The sequence below is a fragment of the Aurantimonas aggregata genome (genome assembly GCF_010500835.1).
Taxonomy (GTDB): domain Bacteria; phylum Pseudomonadota; class Alphaproteobacteria; order Rhizobiales; family Rhizobiaceae; genus Aurantimonas; species Aurantimonas aggregata.
This window is the reverse complement of sequence record NZ_JAAAMJ010000023.1, coordinates 16,035-37,311: the sequence shown is the minus strand read 5'-3', so window position 1 is coordinate 37,311 and position 21,277 is coordinate 16,035. Positions and strand designations below refer to the sequence as shown.

Genomic DNA, 21,277 nt, shown 5'->3' with positions numbered 1-21,277 from the left:
CCGCAACTAAGTCAAAACGAGGAGATTGGTTATGACCGAACTCATCACTTGCCTGTGGTTTGATCACGGTGAAGCGGAACAAGCCGCTACGTTCTATGCATCGATCTTTCCCGACAGCCAGGTCGAGCGGGTTAACGCGGCAGCTTCCGATTACCCCGGCGGCAAGGAGGGCGACGATCTGACCGTCGAGTTCACCGTGCTCGGCCGCAAGTTCGTCGGCCTCAACGGGGGCCCGACCTTCACGCCGAACGAGTCGATCTCATTCATGGTTGTCACCGAAGACCAGGAGGAAACCGATCGGTACTGGGATCCTATCGTCGGCAACGGCGGGCAGGAAAGTGCGTGTGGCTGGTGCAAGGACCGCTGGGGTCATTCGTGGCAAATCACGCCGAGGCTGCTGCTCGAGCTGACGACGAGCTCCGACCGCGGCAAGGCAAAACGTGTTTTCGATGCCATGATGACGATGGGGAAAATCAACCTCGCGACGATAGAGGCCGCAGCGAAAGCCGGATGACCCGAAGAGCGTCAACTAGCAGACGGAGCTCAATCTGTTGGCTTCAGCTTCAATCTGGCACGGCCAAGGACGGTCGTGCGTGAGTATCGGCTCCGGCGGCGATGATGGCGGAACCGGACCATTCGCAAATCCGCCAGATCAAAACTGATGACCGAGCGCCGGAACGGGCCGAAAGCAGAACGTCAGCGTCCGGGATGCCTTCGCGAGTAGCTACCGTTCTTTAGCTCATAAGCAGCGGCCCGCCAGGTGCGAGGCGACATGCCTTTCCATCCGACGAACGCCCGGCTGAAATGCGCGGCATCCGCATACCCCAGCTCGTATGCCGCTTGTGAGATCGAGCATCTCGGGTCCGCAAGGAGGTACTCGGCTTCGCGCTCGAGCACCGTCCTCAGTACCATCTCGAAGGTCAGGCCGCGTTCGGACAGGCGACGCTGGAACGAACGCCGCGACATGCCCACGCGCGCTGCAACCCAGTCTATCGACGGGCGGCCCTCAAGCAATGCCAACGCGATCAAGTGCTCCACGCAAACGACGAGATCGTCGACGATCGGCTCCTGCGGACATTCTCGTGCAGAACAGGCCGATCGTTTCGGATTGGCCGCGGCAAGTTCCTCTTCCGGAAAGACGAGCCCCGCAATGGCTCCAAGTGACACATCCGTCGAGAGTGCGGTCTCGACTTGCGTCCTCGATTGCAACTCAGAACCTGACAGGGTGGCTTGCTGCGGGACCCACGTCCGGCCCAGGAACCGGCGCGTGAGGTCCATCATGTAGCCGAGCGCCAGGATCTCGTTCTTCTGACGCCCGACATCACAGCGCTCGGTCACGACGTAGCACCAGTGAGCCATGCCGTCCCGCACATAGAACTGCATGCTGGTAGAGGATTGAAGCAGAGAGCCCATGGTGAGGCTGGCACGCCCGATGGCGGCTTCGAGATGAGTGGCGGCCAAGATGTAGTCGCCATAGGCGCCAAGACCGGAGACGCCAGCCTGGAGCGACAGACGGGCCGGCAGCGCGGGATCCGCGATTTCGCGCGCCGCGCACTCCAGCAATGTCAACTGGTCCCGTAGCGGAATCAGGCGCTCCGGCTGGTCGATGAGCTTGAGCGACAGATCAGCACTGGAAAAGACGCGTGCAACATTGCCTCCCGCCTGCTCCACCGCATCCGCCACCGGTCCCATGGATCGCGCCTTCGTCAGGCCCGGCAGCGTCATCTTGCGATGTCACGGCGGAAACGCCGCATTTGGCACGAAATGGCAAGAAGCAAGGCCGCTCCGACCTCAGTCTGCGCCAGGACCAGAAGACGGTGGAGCCAAGGCCACCTCGAGGGTACGGGAGGAAGGTGCATGGACCCGGCAAGGCAAGCGGAAGACCATGAGGATGTCGAAGCGCGGCTGACCCTCATGCTGGAGACCGCTCCTGACGCCTTCAGCGCGTCCGCCATCGTGCGGCTTCTTGCTTCCGAAGGCGAGTGGCGGGCGACCGGCATCGATTTGCTCGAGGGGCAGGAGGTTTCTCTACTGTCACATGGCGTTCTCTGGATTGCGCGAGAGGCTAACATCGGAGTCAAGCCGAACCTAGCCCTGTGGTACAGGATCGGCGACGGGCCGATTGCCAAGGTCGCCGCTGCCACGTTCAGCTTCATGGCGGAGCGCAGCGGGCCGCTCTTCCTCATCAACCATCTGTCCGGCCAGTGGCTGGACGAAAATGGCGCCTTCGACCCTGCATCGGTTCTTCCCGAAGGTGCCCTTTCGGTTGCCGTGATCGTCTGGAATGGCAGCGGCGCCGAAGGACTTGCAGCGCTCTCGGAGCACGACACGACCGCGCTCGTCTCTGCCGAGCAGGATCGCCTGGCAACGGAAAGGCCAATGCCGACAGGATGGTCTCCCTTATGGCGAGTTGGAAGAACGTCCATGTTTTGCGAGGAAAGCACCGATGGGCCGCCCCGGATCACCTGCCGGTGTCGGGCCGATGCCGGCATCCTCAAGTACCCGACCGACGTCGCTCTGAACGCGGACACCGAACTCGTGTGGTCCTGGCTTGTCGAGGCACTCCCCTCCGTTGTGGCCGAAGATCAGGCGATCACGCACGACTACCTTTCCATCGCCGTCGAGTTCGATAACGGACGGGACCTCACCTACCTCTGGAGCTCGTGCCTTCCGGTGGAAACCTCCTTCCCGTGCCCGCTTCCCTGGTGGGACAAGCACGAGACGCACATCGTCGTCCGTTCGGGAACCAAGGATCTTCATCGCTGGATCGAGGAGAGCCGTCCTATTCTCTCCGACTACCGCAAGGCTGTCGGCGGAGAGGCCCCCGCACGAATCGTCGGCGTCTGGCTGATTGCACTAAGTCCGTTCCAACGGGGAACCGGCATCTGCGACTACACCAACATCCGGATTCAGGATTCAGCAGGAGACGTCTTGATCGGCCCGCACGCGTGACGCTGTATCCGCCCCGCGGATCCTGAAGCGGAAGCGATCACCTGCCGACAGGATAACGAACTTCATCACACTGGGAGGAAACAGTGGAATCAGCCAAGCATTTCAGAGCCACGCTCGCGTTCGCAGCCGTAATGGTTTCGATCGTCGCAGCAAGCAGCGTTGCCGCAGCGAGCGAACTAGAAACGGTGGCGGTTATCGATTTCGAGTACTCCGACTCCTCCGGAGAACCGGAAGACCAAACGGCGGAGCATGCTGCGCGTCTCGTGCTTTTTCGTCAGACGCTAGAAGCAGAACTCGGAAAAGAGCCCTCACTCGCCACTGCCACGATTCCCTGCATGGCAAACGGGTGCACCGTCTCGACAATGCGCGCCGACGATCTGCTCGAAGAGAGCCGAGCGGCTGGCGTGGACTTCCTGGTGTTCGGGGGCGTCCACAAGATGAGCACGCTTGTGGGAGGCGGCCGCGTTGTGGTGCTCGACGTGGCGGAGAACAGGTTCGTCTTCGACCGCGTTATCTCCTTCCGGGGCGACGACGATGAAGCCTTCGTTCGCGCCGCCCGGTTCAGCTCACGAGACATCGCGCACACCGTCCCCCGAGGAAGACAGGCTCCTGACGAGCATCCGGAACCGCGCCGCGGGATCCGCTAGCTGCTCGCAGCGGCTTTCCTTATAGCGGGCTCCCAGAAGGGAAGAGTTAAATGCGGGCTCGCGGCTTTCGCGGTGATGATCTCTGATTATCGTCAGGGCCGAAAGGAGACCAGCAGCTTTAAGGCAAAGCTAGCGGAAAGCTGATGGGGTGGACGCCCCCGACGGCATCATTGTGCCAGAATGGGTGTTTACAACCATCCACAGGAGGCGTCCGTGTCCGAGGTTACCACGATCGGCCTGGATATCGCGAAGACCGTGTTCCACGCCCATGGCGCCGACGAGCGCGGCCGGGGTGTGTTCTCAAAGCGCCTGACGCGGGCCAAGCTGTTGACCTTTTTCGCCGCGCAGCCACGCTGCACTGTGGCGTTGGAGGCGTGCGGGGGGAGCCCATCACTGGGCTCGCGAGCTGACAGCGCTGGGCCATGAGGTTCGGCTGATCCCGCCAGCCTACGTGAAGCCGTTCGTGAAGCGTCACAAGAACGACGCGGTGGATGCCGAGGCGATCTGCGAGGCAGCCCAGCGTCCGACCATGCGCTTTGTGGCTGTGAAGAGTGAGGAGCAGCAGGCGTCGGCGCTCGTGTTCCGGACCAGGGACCTCCTCGTTCGCCAGCGCACCCAGCTCATCAATGCCATTCGCGGGCATCTGACAGAATATGGTTGGGTTGCGCCCAAAGGCGTGTCCTACGTCTCGATGCTCGGCGACATGCTTGAGGAGGAGATGGCCGCCTCGCTGCCGCCGGCGGCAGTCGCGATGTTCAAGGTGATGCTGGACCTCATGGCCGATCTCGACGAGCGGATCGCTTATCTTGACCGTGAGGTCGAGCGCCGCGCCCGCGAGGACGAGACGGCGCGCAGGCTGACGACCATTCCCGGGATCGGACCGATCACCGCCACGGCTCTGACGGCCCTTGCGCCGGCCGCCGAGACATTCGCCAAGGGCCGGGATTTTGCCGCCTGGCTGGGACTGACCCCATTGCAACATTCGACGGGCGGCAAGCAGAAGCTCGGCGCGACCTCGAAGATGGGCGAGCGAACGCTACGGCGCCTTCTGATCATCGGAGCAAGCGCCGTGATGAAGCAAGTCGCCCGACGCGGACCGGTGAAGGGATCGTGGCTCGAACAGATGCTGGCGCGCAAGCCGCGCATGCTGGTGACGGTGGCGCTCGCCAATAAGATGGCGAGGATCGTCTGGGCCCTTCTGGCGAAGGGCGGAACTTACCGAGCTCCGATGGCGATTGCGGCTTAAGGCCGAGGTCGTCGTCAGAGGCCGTCGGGACGCGAGGTCGGTCGAAGGAGGGGTATGGCGCAACAGTCGGCGAGACGGGGCTGGAAGAACCAGGGAATGGCAGAGCGTGCCCGAGCGCGAAAAGCTGTTTTGGATCCAGTCCGCGAACTATCATACGGGCCCGCAGCCTGATGGCTGCATCAGGAGGCCGGACAGATGGCAGCATCCGACATCGTGCCAACCCGACAAAAACCACTTGCATCCCAGGGGGCGTCCACAGATGCCATTCCGGAAACGATCAATGAAGAACATCGCTGTCAAAAAGACCGGCATTAGATCTAATGGGGTCGAAGGGCTGAACCAGCCCGACCAAGAGGAAATTGAATGACAAACAAGAGCAAGACAGAGACCGTCACCACGACTGGTCCGACGGCTCCGTCGAGCCTCCCCAATGGTATGCCTATTGCCGACAAGCGAGTTCATTTCGGGAAGGGCGCTGGCAAATGGTTTCTGATTTTCTGTGCCGTAATTGTCTGCGCAATCCTGCTCTACGTTGAAGGCGTTGTCTGAGCGAAAACGCCGAGCCGTCACGCGTCTCACCCATCAGAGCCTTCCCGCAGTTGTAACTATGGGCCGATAGCGGACCGGCCGCTTTCGGGGAATCCGCCTCAGGAGCGGACGCACGATCATTGACTGACCTCGACTGCTGATGGCGCGGACAGTGATGTGTCTGGATGGCTCCGGATCGTCATCTGCCCGAGGCTCTATGCCGCGACAGCGTCTCGGCTTGCCTCGAATCGTCGCCGATATTCGATCGGGGAGAGACCGACAAGCCGCTGAAAGAGGCGGCTGAATGAGGCCGCGTCGCTGTAGCCTACCGCCCACGCGACCTCGACAACAGGCCGTCTGGTGAACTGAAGAAGCTCCCGGGCTTTGCCGATCCGTAACTGCTGGAGATAGCCTGTGGGGGTTATGGCAGTGGCCGCCTTGAAGCGGCGCAGGAAGGTTCGCTTCTCCATCACGGCTTGGCGAGCCATGTCCGACACCGTGACCGGATCCGTGGGATTGGCTTGTAGCCAGTGCTGCACCCTCAGGATCGCCTCGTCGCCATGCGTGAGACGCGGGGCGAAGATGCTGTAGTGACGCTGCTCGCGACCCGCCGGATCGATGAGCCAGAACTGTGCGGCTTCTAACATGACCGTCGGGCCGAGGAGCCGGTCGATCAGACGCATGCCGAGGTCCGTCCAGGCCATCATACCGCCCGCGGTGAGGATCTCGCCGTCCTCAATGACGACCTTGCTCACGTCGATCTTCACGTCGGGAAAGTTTGCTCGGAGCCTGTCGGCGTGCAGCCAGTGGGTAGTCGCAGTCCGCCCCGAAAGCAGCCCGGTCGCTGCCAACATGAACACGCCGCAGCCGGTGGAGGCCAGAGTCGCGCCGCTTGAGTGCCGTTCCGCCAGCCACGCAGCGAAAGGCGCCGCCTCGCTTGCGTCGACCGGTCCTGGCGGCTGGTCCAGAGCGAAAGCGGGAGCAATCACGACGTCGGGCAGACGCTCGTCGCCCGGGTGCGTGTCATGGCAGCGGACGATCGCGCCGTCCCTATCCATGCGCCAGTGGGTGATTCGAAGCGGCTGCCCCCCTCGGGCGATCGAAAAGCGACTGGCGACCTGCAGCAGGTCGGTCAACCCGTGGACCATCGCCATATGGCACTGCGGATAGAGGAGGAGCCCGACCTCCGCGCGCGGCGTGTGAGATCCCGAATGCGCCAATGTACCACCTTCCCGACGAGTTGATCCGTTATACCGCGTTGTGTCGTTTTCAGCACGTACTTTGTCGAATGCGCCAATCCCCGTTGACGCAACTTTGTGGCACAGTCTGCATCCCAACTCGAAATTCATAGGAATCTCGGGCCCGGTACTGAGTAGTCACCTAAGATCTGGCGTTAAAGTAGAATATACCGTGCGAATTTCCTCGGCGGCTTGGTGCAGGGCGCGCTGTAACCGTGCGCGACTGACTGTCGAGCAACAGGACGAACGTCTGTGCCTCGGCGCAACCCTCGGAGGATCTATGGCCCGCTTGATTTCCTATGCTTGCCTGATCGCTGCAACCGCACTGGTTGCTGGTTACGCCGCTGCGGAGGATAACGGGGAAACTGTCCGCTCCGGACTGCCGGCGCCGGGGGTGAGCCTCGTCTTCAACGAGGAGGGCCAAGCCGCGCTTCCAAAAGGATACCGAAGCTGGGTGCACACCTACACCGCGTGGGAGACCATCGCGACCAGCTTTCTCGACGGCAAGGTGACAAAGACGCCTGAGCTACACAGCGTCTACGTCGAGCCTAACACCTATCGGATTTTCATGACGACGGGGGAGTGGCCGGAAGGTTCGCTGATGGTCAAGGAATTCAGCACAACCAACACCGACCCGAATGAATGCAGCGGCCCTCCGGCTTACACCTGCAAGCTGGGGACCGACACGGTCATCTTTCCCCAAGAGCGTACCGGGGTTGCCGTCATGCTGAAGGACAACGAGCGATATGCTGAGGAGGCGGGCGGCTGGGTCTATTTCAGCTTCGGTCATCAGGCGCCTCCCTATGAGAAGTTCTCTCCCGCACGCGACCGCGCCCAGTGCGCCCAGTGTCACATCGACCACGTCGGACCCAAGGACGACTATGTCTGGTCCGTGAAGTTGAACCAACCTGGCTTCCGCCGGGACGGCGACAACGTGAAGCTCAACCTCGAAGCTGGCCTGGCGGAGTAGTCATGGCAGTGTTTGCCCAACAAACCCCAGACTGGAATTAACCATGCAAACCCGCCGTTCGTTTTTTATTAACACCGCAGGCATGGCTCTTGCCGCAGGTGCTATCAGCGCTGCGCCGTCAGCCGCTTTCGCAAAAGCAGCCATCGTCGGAACCCAGGCGCCCAGCTTCTACCGGCTGAAGCTGGGCGATTACGAAATCACCGCGCTATCAGACGGCACGGCGCAACTACCGATGTCGAAAATCTACAAGAACATCGCGGAAGACGAAGCGGAAGCCTACCTTCAAGGGCATTTCCAGGCCGGCTCGGCAGAAATTTCCGTCAACGCGTTCCTGGTCAACACGGGCGAACGTCTCGTCCTCATTGACGCAGGCACTGGCGATTTGCTGGGGCCTTCACTCGGGAAGCTTATCTCCAATATCCAGGCAGCGGGTTACAAGCCATCACAGATCGACCACGTGATCCTAACCCACATCCATGCTGACCATTCTGGCGGTCTTGTCGCCGACAACCGCCGCCTGTTTGAAAACGCGATGCTTCACGTCAATTATCGCGAGGCAGACTTCTGGCTGAAGCCAAGCGCTGAGGCGAGGGCAGACGACGTTCTGGGGCCACAGATTGCTCAGGCCGAAAAATGCGTCGGTCCTTATGTCGAAGCGCAAATGTTCGAAACGTTCGATGACAATGCGGCGCCGATACCCGGCTTCGGATCGGTTCTACGGCCCGGCCATACGCCTGGGCATAGCGGCATCATTGTCGAAAGCGGTGGAGAGAAGATCGTCTTCTGGGGCGACATCGCTCATGGCGACGTGCTTCAATATGATCGCCCGGAGGTGACTGTCGATTTTGACGTGGACCAAGAAACGGCTGCGGCAACTCGCGCGATAGCCTTTGCAGAAGCAGCAGACGAAAAGTATTTGATAGCCGGAGCCCACCACGCCTTCCCTGGTATCGGCCATGTCCGCCGTGACGAGACAAACTACGACTGGGTCCCATTGGTCTATCGTGCCAGCTACTGAGGGGCGGTGACCGAGTTTTTACCGCGGGTGGGCCGGCTTGTGGCAGCGCAAAAGTAGGGCCAGAGAGATAGACTCCTTATCTCCGGGAGAGCGTATCTTGTCCCAGCCGCCACACTCCTCGCCCTCGTGCACGCGGCTTGAAATGGGAGGGCGTGGTGGCCTCACTCGAAGGACTCTTCGCCAAAGCCGCCTTTTTGGGCGACCGTTGTGGCTTTGGGCGTTCTCTTCGAAACCAGGCGCCCATTCGCGGGCTTTTGGCCTGCATTTAAGAAGGCGCAAAACGGTTAGCGGTTCCCTAACAGGATCTTATCCGCCCGCCTCAGATAGATCGGCTCACGTCTAATGCATTGTTGACTTTGACGTGCCTCCCGCTTCCGGACCGCCCGGCTGGAGAATGTCCGGGAGGCATGTCGCAGGTCGGTCATCCCATGGACCATTGCCATATGGCAACGTGTGTAGGTGAGGAGCCCAACCTCCGCATGTGGCATGTGAGATCCCGAATGCGCGCCAATGGACTCCCCCCCCGACCAGTTGGCGTTCCTTCGCATCTTGTCGTTTTCAGCACGTACTATGTCGAATGCGCCAATCCCCGTCGACCAGTCCTTGCGGCACAATATCACTTCATGGAGTGGATCTCGCATCCGCAAATTGATCAGGCGCTGCCGGATGCTCCCGATGAATTTCGTCCTCCGGCTGAAAATGTGCGTTTTCGCGTCGATTTTGATGGAGCAACTGTGGAAAGACCTTCTCATCGCGTCGACACCTTCGTGTCGGCTCCCGATCCCATAGCGACGCTCACGAACGCCGGGCGGGTCATCGCGCTGGCTGGTGTCGTCCTGCCGCTTCTGATGATCGGCGCTCTCAAATTCACGCAGATCGAGGTCGAGGCTCTGAAGCCGATCATCGGCGGAACGCCGTGGCTTGCGTGGCTCTACCCGGTTCTCGGTGAAGCGGGCACGTCCTATCTTCTGGGGGTAGTTGAAGTCGTCACCGCCTTACTCCTTGTCGCCTCTCCTTGGTCGGCCCGTGCCGGTGTCGTCGCGGGCGCCGTGGGCTCGGCTATCTTCGCAACGACCTGCTCGACCATGCTCGCCCTGCCGATCTGGGAGCAGGGATCGGGTGGCTTTCCGTGGCTGAACGCTCTTGGCTCATTCCTGATCAAGGACGTGGCGCTGCTCGGCGTGAGCCTCACCATTCTCGGCTGGAGCCTTGACAGGCTTCGGAAAGCGCCGGGAGGCGGACACAGCGATCTGCTTTAGGCCAGAAGGCTGCCCGAAGAAATGCGCTCATCGTGTCCGCGAAAGTGTGCCGAGGCGTTAAATTTACGACGATTGTACCGCATCAGTAAGGAGCATCATCATGGCGACGAAGGGCTTCACCGGCCGGCGGCCTCCTCCCGAACTCGCTGATCGCATCCCGCCGGGACAATACGTCACCGACGGGTTTCCGGTGCTGTCCGCCGGGCCCACGCCGCGCATCACGCCAGCCGACTGGATGTTCACGCTGAAGGTGGGCCCCCGCCAGGTGAAGCGGTGGACGTTCGCGGAGTTGGCCGCCCTGCCGCAGACGCGGATGACCCGGGACATTCACTGCGTCACTAAGTAGTCGAAGCTGAACACGGCGTGGAGCGGCGTCCTCGTCGACGATCTCCTGGCCGATGCCGGGTTGGCGCCGCCGACGTCCTTCACGCTGGCACACTCCACCGACGGCTATTCGACCAACGTGCCCGTGGCGGACCTGATCGACGGCAAGGCTTTGGTCGCGACGCACTTCGACGGCCAGCCGCTCAGCCCGCAGCATGGCGGCCCGGCGAGGCTTCTGGTGCCGCACCTCTATTTTTGGAAGTCGGCGAAGTGGGTCAACGGCCTTCAGTTCACCGAGCGCGACGAAGCCGGATTCTGGGAACTGCGCGGCTACCACATCTATGGCGATCCGTGGCGTGAGCAGCGCTTCTCGTGAGCGAGTCGTGACGACGACGGCTGGCGAAGCGGCCTATCCTTGGCAGACGGCTGTCGTCGAGCGCGTGGACGGCCAGACGCCGACGGTGAAGAGCTTCCGCCTCCGCCCGCTGCAATGGCGTTCCTTCCGGGCAGGCCAGCATCTCGACATTCGTCTCACCGCGCCGGACGGTTACCAGGCGCAGCGGAGCTATTCGATCGCGTCGGCGCCCGAACTGGCGGGAGTCTACGAAATCGTTGTCGAGCACCTCGAGGACGGCGAGGTCTCGCCGTTCTTCCACGACGTCGCGGAACTTGGCACGACTTTCGAAGTCCGCGGCCCGTTCGGCGGCCACTTCGCGTGGAATGCGAAGGACGGTGGGCCCCTGCTCCTCATCGGCGGCGGGTCGGGGATCGCGCCGCTGATGTCGATCGTGCGCCACCGCGCAGCCGCCGCCGGCGATGTGCGCGGCGTGCTTCTGCAGGCAGCACGCACCTTCGACGACGTCATCTTCCGCGACGAATTGCTCGCGCGTGATCTGGCCGAAGCGAATTTCGATCTGATCCTGAGCCTGTCCCGGGATCACGCACGGCGGCCCCAGGATGCTGGCCGCAGGGTCGATGCCGAGCTGGTCCGGACTGTGCTGGCAAAGCTCAAAGATCCGCCGCGCTGGACGTTCGTGTGTGGGTCGAATCCGTTCGTCGAAACCGTTACGGGTCATCTACTCGATGGTGGCCTGAACTCGCAGACGATCTGGACGGAACGGTATGGTGGGTAGTGGCGCGCGCCCGGACCGAAACCCGCGCCGCATCATCTTGGCTGACGCTCCCTGCCGAGCAGCTTGGAGTACGCCTCAGCGTCGCTGACCACTGCGAATTCGTCGAACCCATGAACGCACGCACACAATAGTTATCGTCGAAACCAAGGGCAGCGAACGCCCAGCTCTGACTCGAAAGATCCAAGGCAACACAGATGCACTACGCGCAATACAAGCACGCCGACCCCTCGCTCGTGCGCGACATGGTTGAGACTTTCCCGTTCGCGATGATCCTCGTGAGTGGAAACGCCGGACCGCTGGTCGCGCAGGCGCCGCTCACCTTCCGGACGGGCCGTAACCCCGCCGGAGCCGTTGAATTCCACCTCGCGCTGATCAACCCGATTACTGAAGCGATGACGCCGAATATTCCCGTCCTCGTTTCAGTCCAAGGGCCGGGCGCCGCGATTTCGCCGAATTGGTTCACCGCGAGCTACGGCGGGCCTACGCCCGACCGCAGCCAGACAGCACCAACATACAACTACCTCAGCCTCCATATGCGCGGTCGCCTGTTGCACATGCCGGACGAGGCGTTGCAGACGCAGATCAAGGATCTCGTCCGGGCGCACGAACCCGACTTTGGCTGGCGCATCGAAGAGCTGGACCCAAGGCTTTGGGAGGCGTGGCGCCGAACGATCCGGTTATATCGGATCGAGATCGACAGCTTCGACCTGACGGCGAAGCTGAGTGATGGGGACTCGCCGGGCGACCGGCCCGGCGTGGTGGCAGGCCTGCGCAGCCGCGCCGTCCTTGACGACACAGACATGGCGATACTCGTAGAAGGCAATGACGGGACGCCCGCCAGACTTCGGTCCCTTCTGTGCGCGTTGCGGTCGAACTGAGCGCCGCGAAGATGGATGAGCTGGTCGCCACGATGGCGATCGTCTGCACACTCGCCTTCTTGATGGGCTACTCCATCAATCAGGGCGGCACCTGCGCGGTCGCCGCGGTCCACGAAGTCCTTCACCGCCGTCGCTGCGGGCGCCTGGTCGGACTCATGGCAGCCTCGGCCGCGGCAGGTCTGGTCGCAGCGCCACTCGCTTGGTCCGGTTTCGCAGACGCGAATCTGGCCGCCACAGTCGGCATCGGCGTCACCGTGATCTCCGGCGCGGTCGTGTTCGCGATCGGCGCCATCATCAACGACGCTTGCCTGCTCGGTTCGCTCGGCCGCCTCGGCAACGGAGAGATCAGGTTCGCGGCACTGCCGGTAGGGCTGGCCGGCGGCTTTCTTGCGGTCGCTGCGGTGGGGTTCGAGCAACATCCTGTCGGGGTCAGCATCCTCGCTGCGCCCGGTGTCGTGGCAGGCTTGGCGCTGCTCGGCTTCGCCCTCATTCTTGTCTTGGCGCTGTGGTTCCTGTCGGGCAGAAGGCAATCGAAGCCTTCCTCCGGCCAATGGTCTCCTGGCACCGCCATGATCGTCCTTGGCCTGTCCGGCGGGGCGATCTACGCGATGGCGCCCGGATGGACCTATGCCGATTTTGTTCAGCGCAGCCTTCCTTTGCCGATGGCGGTGGCTGACGAAACCGCCGCCTTGACCGTTACCGCCACGGTAGCCGGTGCAATCGCTGCAGCCTGTCGTCGGCGCACGTGGCGCCTGCGGCGGGGAACACTTGCGGACATCGGAAAGACACTGCTCGGCGGCGGCCTGATGGGGTTCGGCGTCGGCACCATCCCCGGCGGCAATGACGGTCTCGTCCTGGCGGCTGTTCCGTCCCTCTCCCCCGGCGGCGTGGCAGCACATGTCACCATGATGTTGTCCATCATGGCTGTGCTCGCTGCCCGCCTTCATTGGCAACGCTGCAGATCCGGCAAATCCCATCTTAAAGCCCAGCGCGGTCTCAGCCAACCTGGTCCTGCTGGTGACTGAGCGGGTGAAAAACCGGAGATGATCGCCCGAACGGGAGTAAGCCAGGGACGCCAGGCATTCACGATCGCGGTACCGGATGCGCACCTCGCCGATCTTCGCTCGAGGCTGGCTTCGACGCGCTGGCCCATCCGCATGAGTGGAAGCAGAGAGCTAGCTCTGTGATACGGTCCGTTCGTAAGGCCCTTTAGGAGCTACGATCGACCATGGACATAAACGCAAGATCCCAGGCTGACGCACACTTCAAGACGGTGCGAGATGCGAAGACAACCACAGCTTCAAAGCGGATCAACGAAGAGCGTATGAAGACTGACAGCGACAAGTCCGCTCGCCTCAAGGCCGCGCGGTTGGCGAGGGACGTAGAAGGCGTCCGCGAAGCGAAGTAGCTGCGAGCCGTCGTGCCGAAACTGTCAGAACATGGGAGGCAAGATCGACTCCCACGCTCGGCAGGATGCGGCCGCGAAGCAAGCTTTTCTGAGGATGAGGTGGCGTTCATGTTGCATCTCGACACCAGTTGATTGCTACGGAGCTTGCCGATGTTCCTGATGGCAATGACGTCGAGGGTTCAGGCGAATGTCGCGACGGTACAGAGTTTGCCAACCGGTAGTGCATGGCCCATGCTCGCCGTGGGCAACGTCGCCCATGATCTCATGCGACAGGCTTCAATGGCTACTGGTACCGTAAAATTCTTCAATGCCGATAAGGGCTTCGGGTTCATCACACCAGATGATGGCGGGAAGGATGTTTTCGTCCATGTCTCCGCTCTGGAGCGTTCGGGCATGTCTTCTTTGAGCGAGAACCAGAAGGTTTCGTTCGACACCGAGCCCGACACCCGCGGCAAGGGCGACAAGGCCGTCAACTTGCAGTCCCTGTAATCGACACGGCAGGCGCAAAGCGTGAACTTCCGTTTCTGCGGGGGTTTTCGATCCGACTACCACCGACTTTGCAGAGTCCTTCAACGCGAATTCCGGCGCCTTACGGCCGGTAGCGGACCGTCAGCTTCCTGCACACTTAGGGATAAAAGCTGCCGTTGTCAGAAAGCGTTAGAGCGTCGGCCGGTCATCGCGTCCGGCTCCTGCCAGCGCTTCAGGAACCGGGGCAGCGTTTGATATATCCCTCGTCCACCAGCGGGATGCCGGACAGCCGGTCGAGGCGGAAGTCGGCGCGCGTCTCGTACTAGGCCGCAAGGATGCGGCATCCTCGATATAGGCGATTGCGGTGAGCCACCGGGAACGACGGTACTCGCGGCCTTCGGCATAGCGGTAGTCGAAGACGATCATACCCTGCTTCCAAACGGCCTGACGGGAACGCCACGGATGCGGCGGCGGCAGGGGCGTCGGTCGGCGCGACCGTCATCAAGTGCAGCGCCTTGCCCAGGGCCTGCGCCCGTGAGGCAAGCCGGCTATGATCTTGGCCGCGCCGCGTGCGTCGCCGCGGCGAGCACTGGATCGGCCATTTCGCGAATTAAGAATGCGCCGAGCACCAGCGTGTCCGTTTCGTCCTCGGCCAGGAACAATCCGCCAGTCGCCCGCCTCTCCTTCAGCCGGCGGCCGGGCCGAAGACCTTTTCGCAATAGCCGCCGAGCGCTTCGGACCGATCGGCCGGGCCCCGGAACGCGATGTGCCCATCGGGTTGAATGAGGACCAGCGCGGGCGACTACCCGACTTCGTAGGCGGCATGGGCTTCCCCGTCGAGGTCCGAGAGGGCGAGCGTATCCGCCACCTCGGCGACCGCCGCACCAAGGACCAGCCTCGGGCGCACCAAGCCCCATCCCCCGACCTCATCGACAGCCCGCCGGAGATCGGGGAGCGCATTGCGCTGCCGCCCGTCGAAGACCAGGAGCGCCCAGCCGAAGGTCCGGCCGTCCGAATTGTAGATGTGCTGGAAGAGCATCGTCGAAGCGCCCTCGGCCGCGATAACCTGGGCGTCGGGCGCGCGCTCGCCGGGCTTGGGAGCGTCGCGGTGCAAGAGCCCTTGCAGCGTGCCGAAGCCGTCTTCGTTGAGCGGACTCGTGGGGTAGGTGACGGTGAGCTGCTGGAGATCGTCCGTGCCCTGAAGGAGGGAGCCAACGTCGGGTCAGACGGCTGCGGCGATGTTCACCGCTGCGTCCTTGAGCCGGCCGCGGTAGACACTGTTCTGGAACCCCTGCACCTGCTGCTCGTCGAGGCGCTGGTGCTCGCCGCCGCGCTCCGTGTCGTAGGACTCGAGGAGCATGGGCTCGGCCCGGTCCTGAAGGATGGTGGCAAGCCGCCAGGCAAGACCGACCGCATCGTGCAGCCCCCGGTTCACGCCCTGTCCGCCCGTCGGCAGGGTCAGGTGTCCGGCGTCTCCGACCAAGAAAACACGATCTTTGCGGTAGTGCGGCGAGACGCCGTGCTGGAAGCGGCTATGCGTCAGCCAGATCGGATCGGTGAGCGTCAGGGTCTCGTCCTCGGTCACCTCTCGGGCGATCGCCTGCATCTCCTCCAGCGTACGGTCGCGGTCGGGGATGCCGGTGTCGTCGGCGAGGAAGAACAAGCGACGGTAGCCGCCCCAGACGGGCAGGACGCCGCAGAAGCCGCGCGGATAGTAGAAGAACCAGAGATGATCGAAGTCGGTTGAGCGTCGCCAGCTCAGCTTGGCATCGACCTGACGGTTCATGCAGTTAGGAAGTTTCCCGGGCTCGAAGTCGAGGCCGAGCTCGCGCCGCACGAACCCTACGCCACCGTCTGCGCCGACGAGATAGCGGCATCGCAGGCGCTCGGGCTCGCCGGAGGCATTCCCGTCACGGTCGACGGACCCGATATCCACGGTTACGCCTTCCTCATCCTGTTGGAAGCTGACGACCTTGCGCCCGCGCTCCAGCCGACCGCCGTTGGCCTCGATCTGCTCGCCCAATGTCGTCTCGATCACGTCCTGACCGCTGTAGAGGACGGGAGCAAAGGGGCTCGCGACCTCTGCGATGGCGATCGGGTCGACCGGTCGCCCGTTCAGGAAGGTGTTCACCTTGGTGATCGCGTAGGCCTTCTCCGCGATGGCATCGCGGATGCCAATGCTGGCGAGCAGCTCTTGCGGCCGGGCCCAGAGGTTGTTGGCCCGGGAATAGGTGTTCGGCTCGGTCCGGCTCTCGAAGCCACAGAGCGCTCGAACTTGGGGCCGAAAGCGGTCTGTCCGCTTCCGGACTACTCGACGACCATTTCACCTGACACAGTCACGGACTTTCAATTATGTCGAGGCCTGTTTCAAGGCCCACGTCAGCAGGAATGGGTGTATGATAGCTTCGGACCGATCTCTCCTGAGCTAAGACCATCCTTGTCATCCATGCTTGTTGAAGCCTCCGTTGATTTTTCTGGACGATCCATCCTGATTATCGAGGACGAAGCTCTCATTGCGATGGAAATGCAGGAAGCGGTCGAAGCGGCAGGCGGGACCGTCTTGGGACCCGTGCCGAGCGTCCAGGAGGCGATGGCGCTGATAAGCGCAGGCCGCGCCATTGATGCTGCCATTCTGGATATCCGCCTTACCGACGGAATTTCGATCGCTGTCGCGCAAAGGCTCAAGTCCAGCGGCGTCCCATTAATCTTCGTGACCGGATACGACGGCTGGCACATGCCGGACGACTTGGAGGACGTGCCAGTCTACCAGAAACCTAACGATCCAGAAAACGTCGTTCGCGTGCTCTTCGATACATGGCGCCGTGTCCGCACGTAAGAAGCAGATCCTTTCACAAGCCGGTGCATCTTCCGTCTCGCAGCCAGCGGCGACGACTATCGTCTCGCGATCTCGCGGGGAGATGCCCAGATATTTCAGCGCAAGCGCCTGAGCTTGGCGCTGAGTACTTGCTGTAGTCCCTGAAGACTGTGTGTCACCACGCGTCGATCCGGCAAATCCTCGAGTTCATTCTCCACCCCCTGCCATAGCTCGCGAATGCGGCCCTGCATCTCCACTCCGGAGGATGTCATCCGGACAACGGTGCGGCGCGCGTCGCGTGAATCTTCGGCCCGCTCAACAAGTCCCGCAATCACGAGACGGTCCAGCATCTTCGAAACTGTCGAAGGACGGACAGCCAACGTCTCAGCCAGGCGGGAAACCGATACCGTTGCCTCAGGAACTAGAGCCAGTAGCAGTTCGTCCTGCCCTACATGCAGGCCCAGCTCGGCCAGCTTGAGGCCCATCATCGCGCGGATGGATTTGCCGATCGAGAGCAGCTTAGGAACAAGGGCTGCCTCAGCAGCATCCACGTCAACCACCCTCACTGCCTTGTTCGCAATGTCAGACCTAGCATCACGAAAAGCGGCTGAATCTCGCACCACCGAACATCTCCCACAAATCAGAACACGCCGTCGAGGTTCGTTCCGGAAAACCCTGGCTCAAGAGAAGGGGAAGCTGTCCCTCCCTGTCCAGTCTATTCGGCAGCTTCCATCGGCACTTCTAATTCTAGGCACAGGCCGCTACACGGCCATGACCACTTTACGCCCCCGCCAAGCTGGCGCGTCACGACACCCTCAAGCAGCCGAATACCGACGCCAGCCTCAGTCGGCTCAGCGACGTCATGCGCTCCTGTCTCGCGCCATTTGATGAGAAGGGACTGCGACAGGCGAAGCCACTCGACTTCCACGGCGCCGCTGAGGTGCCGAAGGGATCCGTGGCGTGTCGCGTTCGTCATGAGCTCGTGAAGCACCACCGCCATTGGCTGGACCAACGGGGTGGGAAGTTGGATGGATGTCCCGCTTGCGCAGACGCATCCCGTGTGTTCCTCCGGCGTCTCCGCGGCCAGCAGGCGGCCGAGATCAACCCCCGACCATCCCGCCTCGCCAAGTAGTCGATGCGCACGAGCGAGCGTCTCGACCCTTTCCCGGACTGCTGTCGCATAGCCAATAGCGGTATCGGCCTTGCTGAGGCTGACGAAGCTCTGAACGAGGGCAAGCGCATTCATGGCCCGATGGTCCACTTCCATCAGAAGGAGGCGTTCTGTCGCCTCCATCTGCTCTGCCCGTCTGCGGGCGGAGACGTCTTTTTGAGACGCGAAGTAGTAGATCACCTCTCCCATCTCATCGGTGACGGGGCTAATGGCGAGTTGGTTCCAAAAGGCGCTGCCGTCTTTGCGGTAGTTGAGGAGTTCCACCTCGATATCCTCGGTTCTTGCCCTTAAACCCTGACGAATGGCTTCGACGTCCGAGGGGTCGGTGTCTGGCCCTTGGAGAAACCGACAGTTCCGCCCGATCACCTCTTCAGCCGAGTACCCCGTCAAGGCAAGGAACGCGTGGTTGGCTAGTACGATCGGGCAGTCCGGCTGCCTCGCATCGCTGACCACCATCGGCATGCGTGTCCGCTCAACGGCGACCAGGGCCAGTTCCCGGCGATCGGGAAGCACGACCGCTTGTGATGCTGCAGGTGCATCTCCCTTGAATGCTGCTCCGACCGCCGCGTCCATCTACATCTCCCGAGTTTGATCGGGTAACGCTTGCTGGCGAAGAAGTTTCCCGGAGCAGCAACCGGGCTGACGGTCATACCGATCATGGGGATGCTAAAGCGGCTCAGCGGGCAAGATCCGGATGCCAAGGACGCCATTACCCCGCCCGGCATTCAGAGCCCCGCCGCCTGAACGGCGGGGTGCCCCCCGGTGAACGAATCGATCGCCGTCGCAGCCGCGAACTCGGTTATGACGGCGTCTCGCTGGTCACGGGGAATTCGTCGTCACGCTGGCGGCGTCTTCTCGGAAAAGGCAATGGGGGAAGATCGCCGGAGGATCGCGTTTTGAAGGCTCCCACCCGGACCTGGTCGCGCCCGCCGGCCTTGGCGAGGTAAAGATTGGCGTCAGCGGCGGCAAACAGCTTGTCATATGACGCCCACTCCTCGAACGTCACGCCGCCAATGCTCACCGCAAGCGGCCATGCAATACCCATCGTCGTGAACTCGATATCCCCGATAGCCGTTCGCATCCGCTCCGCGGCGCTGGAGGCTTCCGCAATGTCCGCCCCGGGCAGCAGGATGCCGAACTCCTCGCCGCCGATGCGGCCTAGGATGTCCCCACTGCGCAGGTTATCCTTCATGACGTCCGCCATCATGCGAAGCGCCAAATCCCCTCGCTGATGGCCGAGTTCGTCGTTGATGCTCTTGAAGTCGTCGGCGTCGACAATGAGGAGTGAACCGGCACAGGGACGTTCGCTCTCCCTGTCGAGGAATACCTCCGCCCGGGTAGTGAACGCGACCCGGTTCGGGATCTGCGTCAAGCCGTCGGTCGTTGCGACGACAAGTAGCTCTGCATAGGCAATCGCAAGTTCCCGCATCTTGTAGCTCAGGAGAAACAGGAGAGGTGCCGCGAGTCCCGTGGGCAGTGCGATATCAACCAGAACCGCTCGCCGGATCTCAGCGTCGCTCAAATTGTGGAAGTTGAACGAGTCCACAAAAAGCGCGGCGGCGACGCAGAACACCGTACCGGCGATCGTCGTCAGAATCACCCTCGACCAGCCAGTGGGAGATAGCCTCAGACGTCTCCTGGGCGTAAAGCCGCGCTCGCTCAAGGCTGCACCAGTCGGCCGCTCATCAACGACGCATTTCTGTCGCGGGCCGTGGGCGTGACGGCGACCGGCCTCAACGCTTTCACGCGGCAGTCATCCTCAGACGGAAACATGGACCTTGGAGCACGAGCAAAGGCCATGAACAGGGCCGCGCGTACATTCTCCCTAGGCACCACCATAGAGGCTCGTCCTGATGTTGGCGAGGAAGCATCTCATGCTCCGGCACTGCTGTGGTGGCGTCCGAGATCGCATAGGCTAACGTTCGATCATGCGTACTTGAGCGCCACAGCCGCCTTCCTCACCGACCCTTAAGCACTTTCTGGCGCAATGACCGGATGGCAAAGCGCTCCCGGCCCCCAAAATCCCTCGGTCTCCAGCAGGAGACGAACATCATTGCCCGCGGCCGGGCGCCGACACCGCGCGATCCCCGTCAGCCGCAGCTCCCCTTCGATCCCATGCCTGATCGGATCGAGCCCTGCCTTGCGCTGCTGGCGGCAAAGCCGCCCGCGGGGCCGGAGTGGGCCTACGAGATCAAATGGGACGGCTATCGGTTGGCGGTCCATGTCGACGACGGGCATGCCCGCATTCTCACCCGCGGCGGCCATGACTGGTCGCACCGCTTTCCCGCCATCGCAAGGGCAGCCGTCGCACTCGACGCCCCTGCCCTCATCCTCGACGGCGAGGCCGTGGTCCTGGACGACCAAGGGCGCTCGGACTTCGCCGCACTTCAGCAGTCGCTCGGCGGACGCGGCGGCAAGCGTATCGCCGGCGAGGAGGTCATCTTCTACGCCTTCGACCTGCTCTATTTCGACGGGCACGACATTTCCGGGATGGCGCTCGTCGAACGGCGTCACCTGCTCGAGGATCTGCTCCAGGACGAGACGGGTACCATCCGGCTGTCGGAGGAGGTTCAGGCTGAGGGTGCGGATCTGCTGCGGCGTGCCTGCCAGCGCGGGCTTGAAGGGATCATCGCGAAGAACCGCGAGGCGCCCTACCGGAGCGGTCGCCGCGGCGACTGGCTGAAAGTTAAGTGCATCCAGAGCGACAGCTTCATTGTCTTCGGCTACGAGCCCTCGACCAAGGTCCACGGGGCGATCGCCAGCCTGCTCCTGGCAGCGCAGAGCGAGGAAGGCCTCGTCTATGTCGGCTCGGTCGGCACCGGGTTCAAAGGTGACCAGGTGCGCGAGCTGAAGCAACAGCTAGATGCGATGAAAACCGAACGCCCGCCCTACGCGCCGAGGGAACGCAAGCTCGTCATCGCGCGCCCCGAGCTGGTCGCCGAGATCGAATATCGCGGCTGGACCGGCGACCGAAAACTCCGACACGCCTCGTTCAAGGGGTTGCGGGAGACGGCGGATAGCGCCGACGTCTTTCGCCTGTCGTCGCCCCCAGGTAACTCGGCCGAGCAATGTTCCGAGGGCGGCGACATTTCGGTTCGTCGCGCAATACCCGCGGTCCAAGACAAAGAGTTAGTCTGACCCGCTTCGGCAGGTGAGAGCGAAGGGTTTCGATGTGGCTATATAGAGAGGGGCCTACACGACGGGCTCCCAGTTCGGCTCTTC

Annotated in this window: 20 protein-coding genes and 3 pseudogenes; 16 read left to right on the top strand and 7 right to left on the bottom strand. The window is 62.4% G+C overall.

Translation table 11 applies throughout. From position 1 onward, the window contains the following. The first annotated feature begins 31 nt into the window (after positions 1-31). The gene (locus GTW51_RS19980; RefSeq protein ID WP_163045813.1) at positions 32-514 is read left to right on the top strand and encodes a VOC family protein; all 483 of its coding nucleotides are present in this window, start codon (positions 32-34) and stop codon (positions 512-514) included. A 182-nt stretch (positions 515-696) separates the two neighbouring features. Here the strand turns inward: GTW51_RS19980 and GTW51_RS19975 are convergent, their stop codons facing one another. Then, complete coding sequence (locus GTW51_RS19975) at positions 697-1,725, bottom strand: AraC family transcriptional regulator (RefSeq protein ID WP_163045812.1); 1,029 nt, start codon at positions 1,723-1,725, stop codon at positions 697-699. A gap of 132 nt (positions 1,726-1,857) precedes the next feature. Between GTW51_RS19975 and GTW51_RS19970 the strand changes: the two genes are divergently transcribed. From GTW51_RS19970 to GTW51_RS19955, 4 genes and pseudogenes are all read left to right on the top strand, one after another. Beyond that, positions 1,858-2,952: a DUF3047 domain-containing protein gene (locus GTW51_RS19970; RefSeq protein ID WP_246233293.1), complete on the top strand. Its 1,095-nt coding sequence runs from the start codon at positions 1,858-1,860 to the stop codon at positions 2,950-2,952. An 83-nt stretch (positions 2,953-3,035) separates the two neighbouring features. Then, positions 3,036-3,599, top strand: a complete 564-nt coding sequence (locus GTW51_RS19965) for a DUF2380 domain-containing protein (protein WP_163045811.1) — start codon at positions 3,036-3,038, stop codon at positions 3,597-3,599. A 213-nt stretch (positions 3,600-3,812) separates the two neighbouring features. Beyond that, positions 3,813-4,845: pseudogene (locus tag GTW51_RS19960) on the top strand (IS110 family RNA-guided transposase). A gap of 363 nt (positions 4,846-5,208) precedes the next feature. Continuing rightward, positions 5,209-5,394, top strand: coding sequence for a hypothetical protein (locus tag GTW51_RS19955; protein WP_163045810.1), 186 nt, complete (start codon positions 5,209-5,211; stop codon positions 5,392-5,394). Positions 5,395-5,588: 194 nt separating this feature from the next. Here GTW51_RS19955 and GTW51_RS19950 read toward each other — a convergent pair whose 3' ends face one another. Beyond that, positions 5,589-6,527, bottom strand: coding sequence for a GlxA family transcriptional regulator (locus GTW51_RS19950; protein ID WP_163045809.1), 939 nt, complete (start codon positions 6,525-6,527; stop codon positions 5,589-5,591). A gap of 364 nt (positions 6,528-6,891) precedes the next feature. Here GTW51_RS19950 and GTW51_RS19945 point away from each other — a divergent pair, with 364 nt between their 5' ends. From GTW51_RS19945 to GTW51_RS19910, 8 genes and pseudogenes are all read left to right on the top strand, one after another. After that, complete coding sequence (locus GTW51_RS19945) at positions 6,892-7,581, top strand: cytochrome P460 family protein (RefSeq protein WP_163045808.1); 690 nt, start codon at positions 6,892-6,894, stop codon at positions 7,579-7,581. A gap of 43 nt (positions 7,582-7,624) precedes the next feature. Continuing rightward, a complete protein-coding gene (locus GTW51_RS19940; protein WP_163045807.1) occupies positions 7,625-8,599 on the top strand; it encodes an MBL fold metallo-hydrolase in 975 nt (324 codons plus the stop codon). Positions 8,600-9,222: 623 nt separating this feature from the next. Continuing rightward, positions 9,223-9,858 carry a YkgB family protein gene (locus tag GTW51_RS19935; RefSeq protein ID WP_163045806.1) on the top strand — a complete coding sequence of 212 codons (636 nt, stop codon included), beginning with the start codon at positions 9,223-9,225 and terminating at the stop codon, positions 9,856-9,858. Between the two features lie 100 nt (positions 9,859-9,958). Further along, positions 9,959-10,558 (top strand): annotated as a pseudogene (locus tag GTW51_RS19930) (sulfite oxidase-like oxidoreductase). A gap of 7 nt (positions 10,559-10,565) precedes the next feature. Beyond that, positions 10,566-11,315 (top strand): FAD-binding oxidoreductase, encoded by a 750-nt coding sequence (locus GTW51_RS19925; RefSeq protein WP_343034073.1) that lies wholly within the window; start codon positions 10,566-10,568, stop codon positions 11,313-11,315. Between the two features lie 194 nt (positions 11,316-11,509). Then, positions 11,510-12,193, top strand: a complete 684-nt coding sequence (locus GTW51_RS19920) for an FMN-binding negative transcriptional regulator (protein WP_163045804.1) — start codon at positions 11,510-11,512, stop codon at positions 12,191-12,193. Between the two features lie 11 nt (positions 12,194-12,204). Continuing rightward, on the top strand, positions 12,205-13,218 hold the full coding sequence (locus GTW51_RS19915; protein ID WP_163045803.1) for a YeeE/YedE thiosulfate transporter family protein: 1,014 nt from the start codon (positions 12,205-12,207) through the stop codon (positions 13,216-13,218). 662 nt (positions 13,219-13,880) lie between these two features. After that, positions 13,881-14,090, top strand: a complete 210-nt coding sequence (locus GTW51_RS19910) for a cold-shock protein (RefSeq protein WP_163045822.1) — start codon at positions 13,881-13,883, stop codon at positions 14,088-14,090. 781 nt (positions 14,091-14,871) lie between these two features. On the opposite strand, the gene GTW51_RS24080 is transcribed toward GTW51_RS19910, so the two are convergent. After that, on the bottom strand, positions 14,872-15,183 hold the full coding sequence (locus GTW51_RS24080) for a hypothetical protein (RefSeq protein WP_246233292.1): 312 nt from the start codon (positions 15,181-15,183) through the stop codon (positions 14,872-14,874). A 108-nt stretch (positions 15,184-15,291) separates the two neighbouring features. Further along, positions 15,292-16,311, bottom strand: a pseudogene (locus GTW51_RS24075) (FAD-dependent monooxygenase); the annotation flags it as partial. A 195-nt stretch (positions 16,312-16,506) separates the two neighbouring features. Between GTW51_RS24075 and GTW51_RS19900 the strand changes: the two are divergent. Beyond that, positions 16,507-16,905, top strand: coding sequence for a response regulator (locus GTW51_RS19900; protein WP_163045802.1), 399 nt, complete (start codon positions 16,507-16,509; stop codon positions 16,903-16,905). Between the two features lie 95 nt (positions 16,906-17,000). On the opposite strand, the gene GTW51_RS19895 is transcribed toward GTW51_RS19900, so the two are convergent. After that, positions 17,001-17,435 carry a MarR family winged helix-turn-helix transcriptional regulator gene (locus tag GTW51_RS19895; protein WP_343034072.1) on the bottom strand — a complete coding sequence of 145 codons (435 nt, stop codon included), beginning with the start codon at positions 17,433-17,435 and terminating at the stop codon, positions 17,001-17,003. A gap of 164 nt (positions 17,436-17,599) precedes the next feature. Further along, entirely contained in the window at positions 17,600-18,628 is a 1,029-nt protein-coding gene (lov, locus tag GTW51_RS19890; protein WP_163045801.1) for a blue-light-activated histidine kinase, read from the bottom strand. A gap of 30 nt (positions 18,629-18,658) precedes the next feature. On the opposite strand from lov, the gene GTW51_RS19885 reads away from it, so the two are divergent. After that, the gene (locus tag GTW51_RS19885) at positions 18,659-18,799 is read left to right on the top strand and encodes a hypothetical protein (protein ID WP_163045800.1); all 141 of its coding nucleotides are present in this window, start codon (positions 18,659-18,661) and stop codon (positions 18,797-18,799) included. Positions 18,800-18,854: 55 nt separating this feature from the next. On the opposite strand, the gene GTW51_RS19880 is transcribed toward GTW51_RS19885, so the two are convergent. Continuing rightward, positions 18,855-19,655: a GGDEF domain-containing protein gene (locus tag GTW51_RS19880; protein WP_343034071.1), complete on the bottom strand. Its 801-nt coding sequence runs from the start codon at positions 19,653-19,655 to the stop codon at positions 18,855-18,857. A 395-nt stretch (positions 19,656-20,050) separates the two neighbouring features. Between GTW51_RS19880 and ligD the strand changes: the two genes are divergently transcribed. Continuing rightward, positions 20,051-21,193: a non-homologous end-joining DNA ligase gene (ligD, locus tag GTW51_RS19875; protein ID WP_163045798.1), complete on the top strand. Its 1,143-nt coding sequence runs from the start codon at positions 20,051-20,053 to the stop codon at positions 21,191-21,193. Positions 21,194-21,277 lie beyond the last annotated feature (84 nt).

Bases quoted from the DNA above. Each gene is read 5' to 3' on its own strand.
- GTW51_RS19945 (WP_163045808.1), top strand. From the start codon at position 6,892: ATGGCCCGCTTGATTTCCTATGCTTGCCTGATCGCTGCAACCGCACTG.
- GTW51_RS19955 (WP_163045810.1), top strand. From the start codon at position 5,209: ATGACAAACAAGAGCAAGACAGAGACCGTCACCACGACTGGTCCGACG.
- GTW51_RS19980 (WP_163045813.1), top strand. From the start codon at position 32: ATGACCGAACTCATCACTTGCCTGTGGTTTGATCACGGTGAAGCGGAA.
- GTW51_RS19940 (WP_163045807.1), top strand. From the start codon at position 7,625: ATGCAAACCCGCCGTTCGTTTTTTATTAACACCGCAGGCATGGCTCTT.
- GTW51_RS19910 (WP_163045822.1), top strand. From the start codon at position 13,881: ATGGCTACTGGTACCGTAAAATTCTTCAATGCCGATAAGGGCTTCGGG.
- GTW51_RS19935 (WP_163045806.1), top strand. From the start codon at position 9,223: ATGGAGTGGATCTCGCATCCGCAAATTGATCAGGCGCTGCCGGATGCT.
- GTW51_RS19970 (WP_246233293.1), top strand. From the start codon at position 1,858: ATGGACCCGGCAAGGCAAGCGGAAGACCATGAGGATGTCGAAGCGCGG.
- GTW51_RS19915 (WP_163045803.1), top strand. From the start codon at position 12,205: ATGGATGAGCTGGTCGCCACGATGGCGATCGTCTGCACACTCGCCTTC.
- GTW51_RS19920 (WP_163045804.1), top strand. From the start codon at position 11,510: ATGCACTACGCGCAATACAAGCACGCCGACCCCTCGCTCGTGCGCGAC.
- GTW51_RS19975 (WP_163045812.1), bottom strand. From the start codon at position 1,725: ATGACGCTGCCGGGCCTGACGAAGGCGCGATCCATGGGACCGGTGGCG.
- GTW51_RS19950 (WP_163045809.1), bottom strand. From the start codon at position 6,527: ATGGCGATGGTCCACGGGTTGACCGACCTGCTGCAGGTCGCCAGTCGC.
- lov (WP_163045801.1), bottom strand. From the start codon at position 18,628: ATGGACGCGGCGGTCGGAGCAGCATTCAAGGGAGATGCACCTGCAGCA.
- ligD (WP_163045798.1), top strand. From the start codon at position 20,051: ATGGCAAAGCGCTCCCGGCCCCCAAAATCCCTCGGTCTCCAGCAGGAG.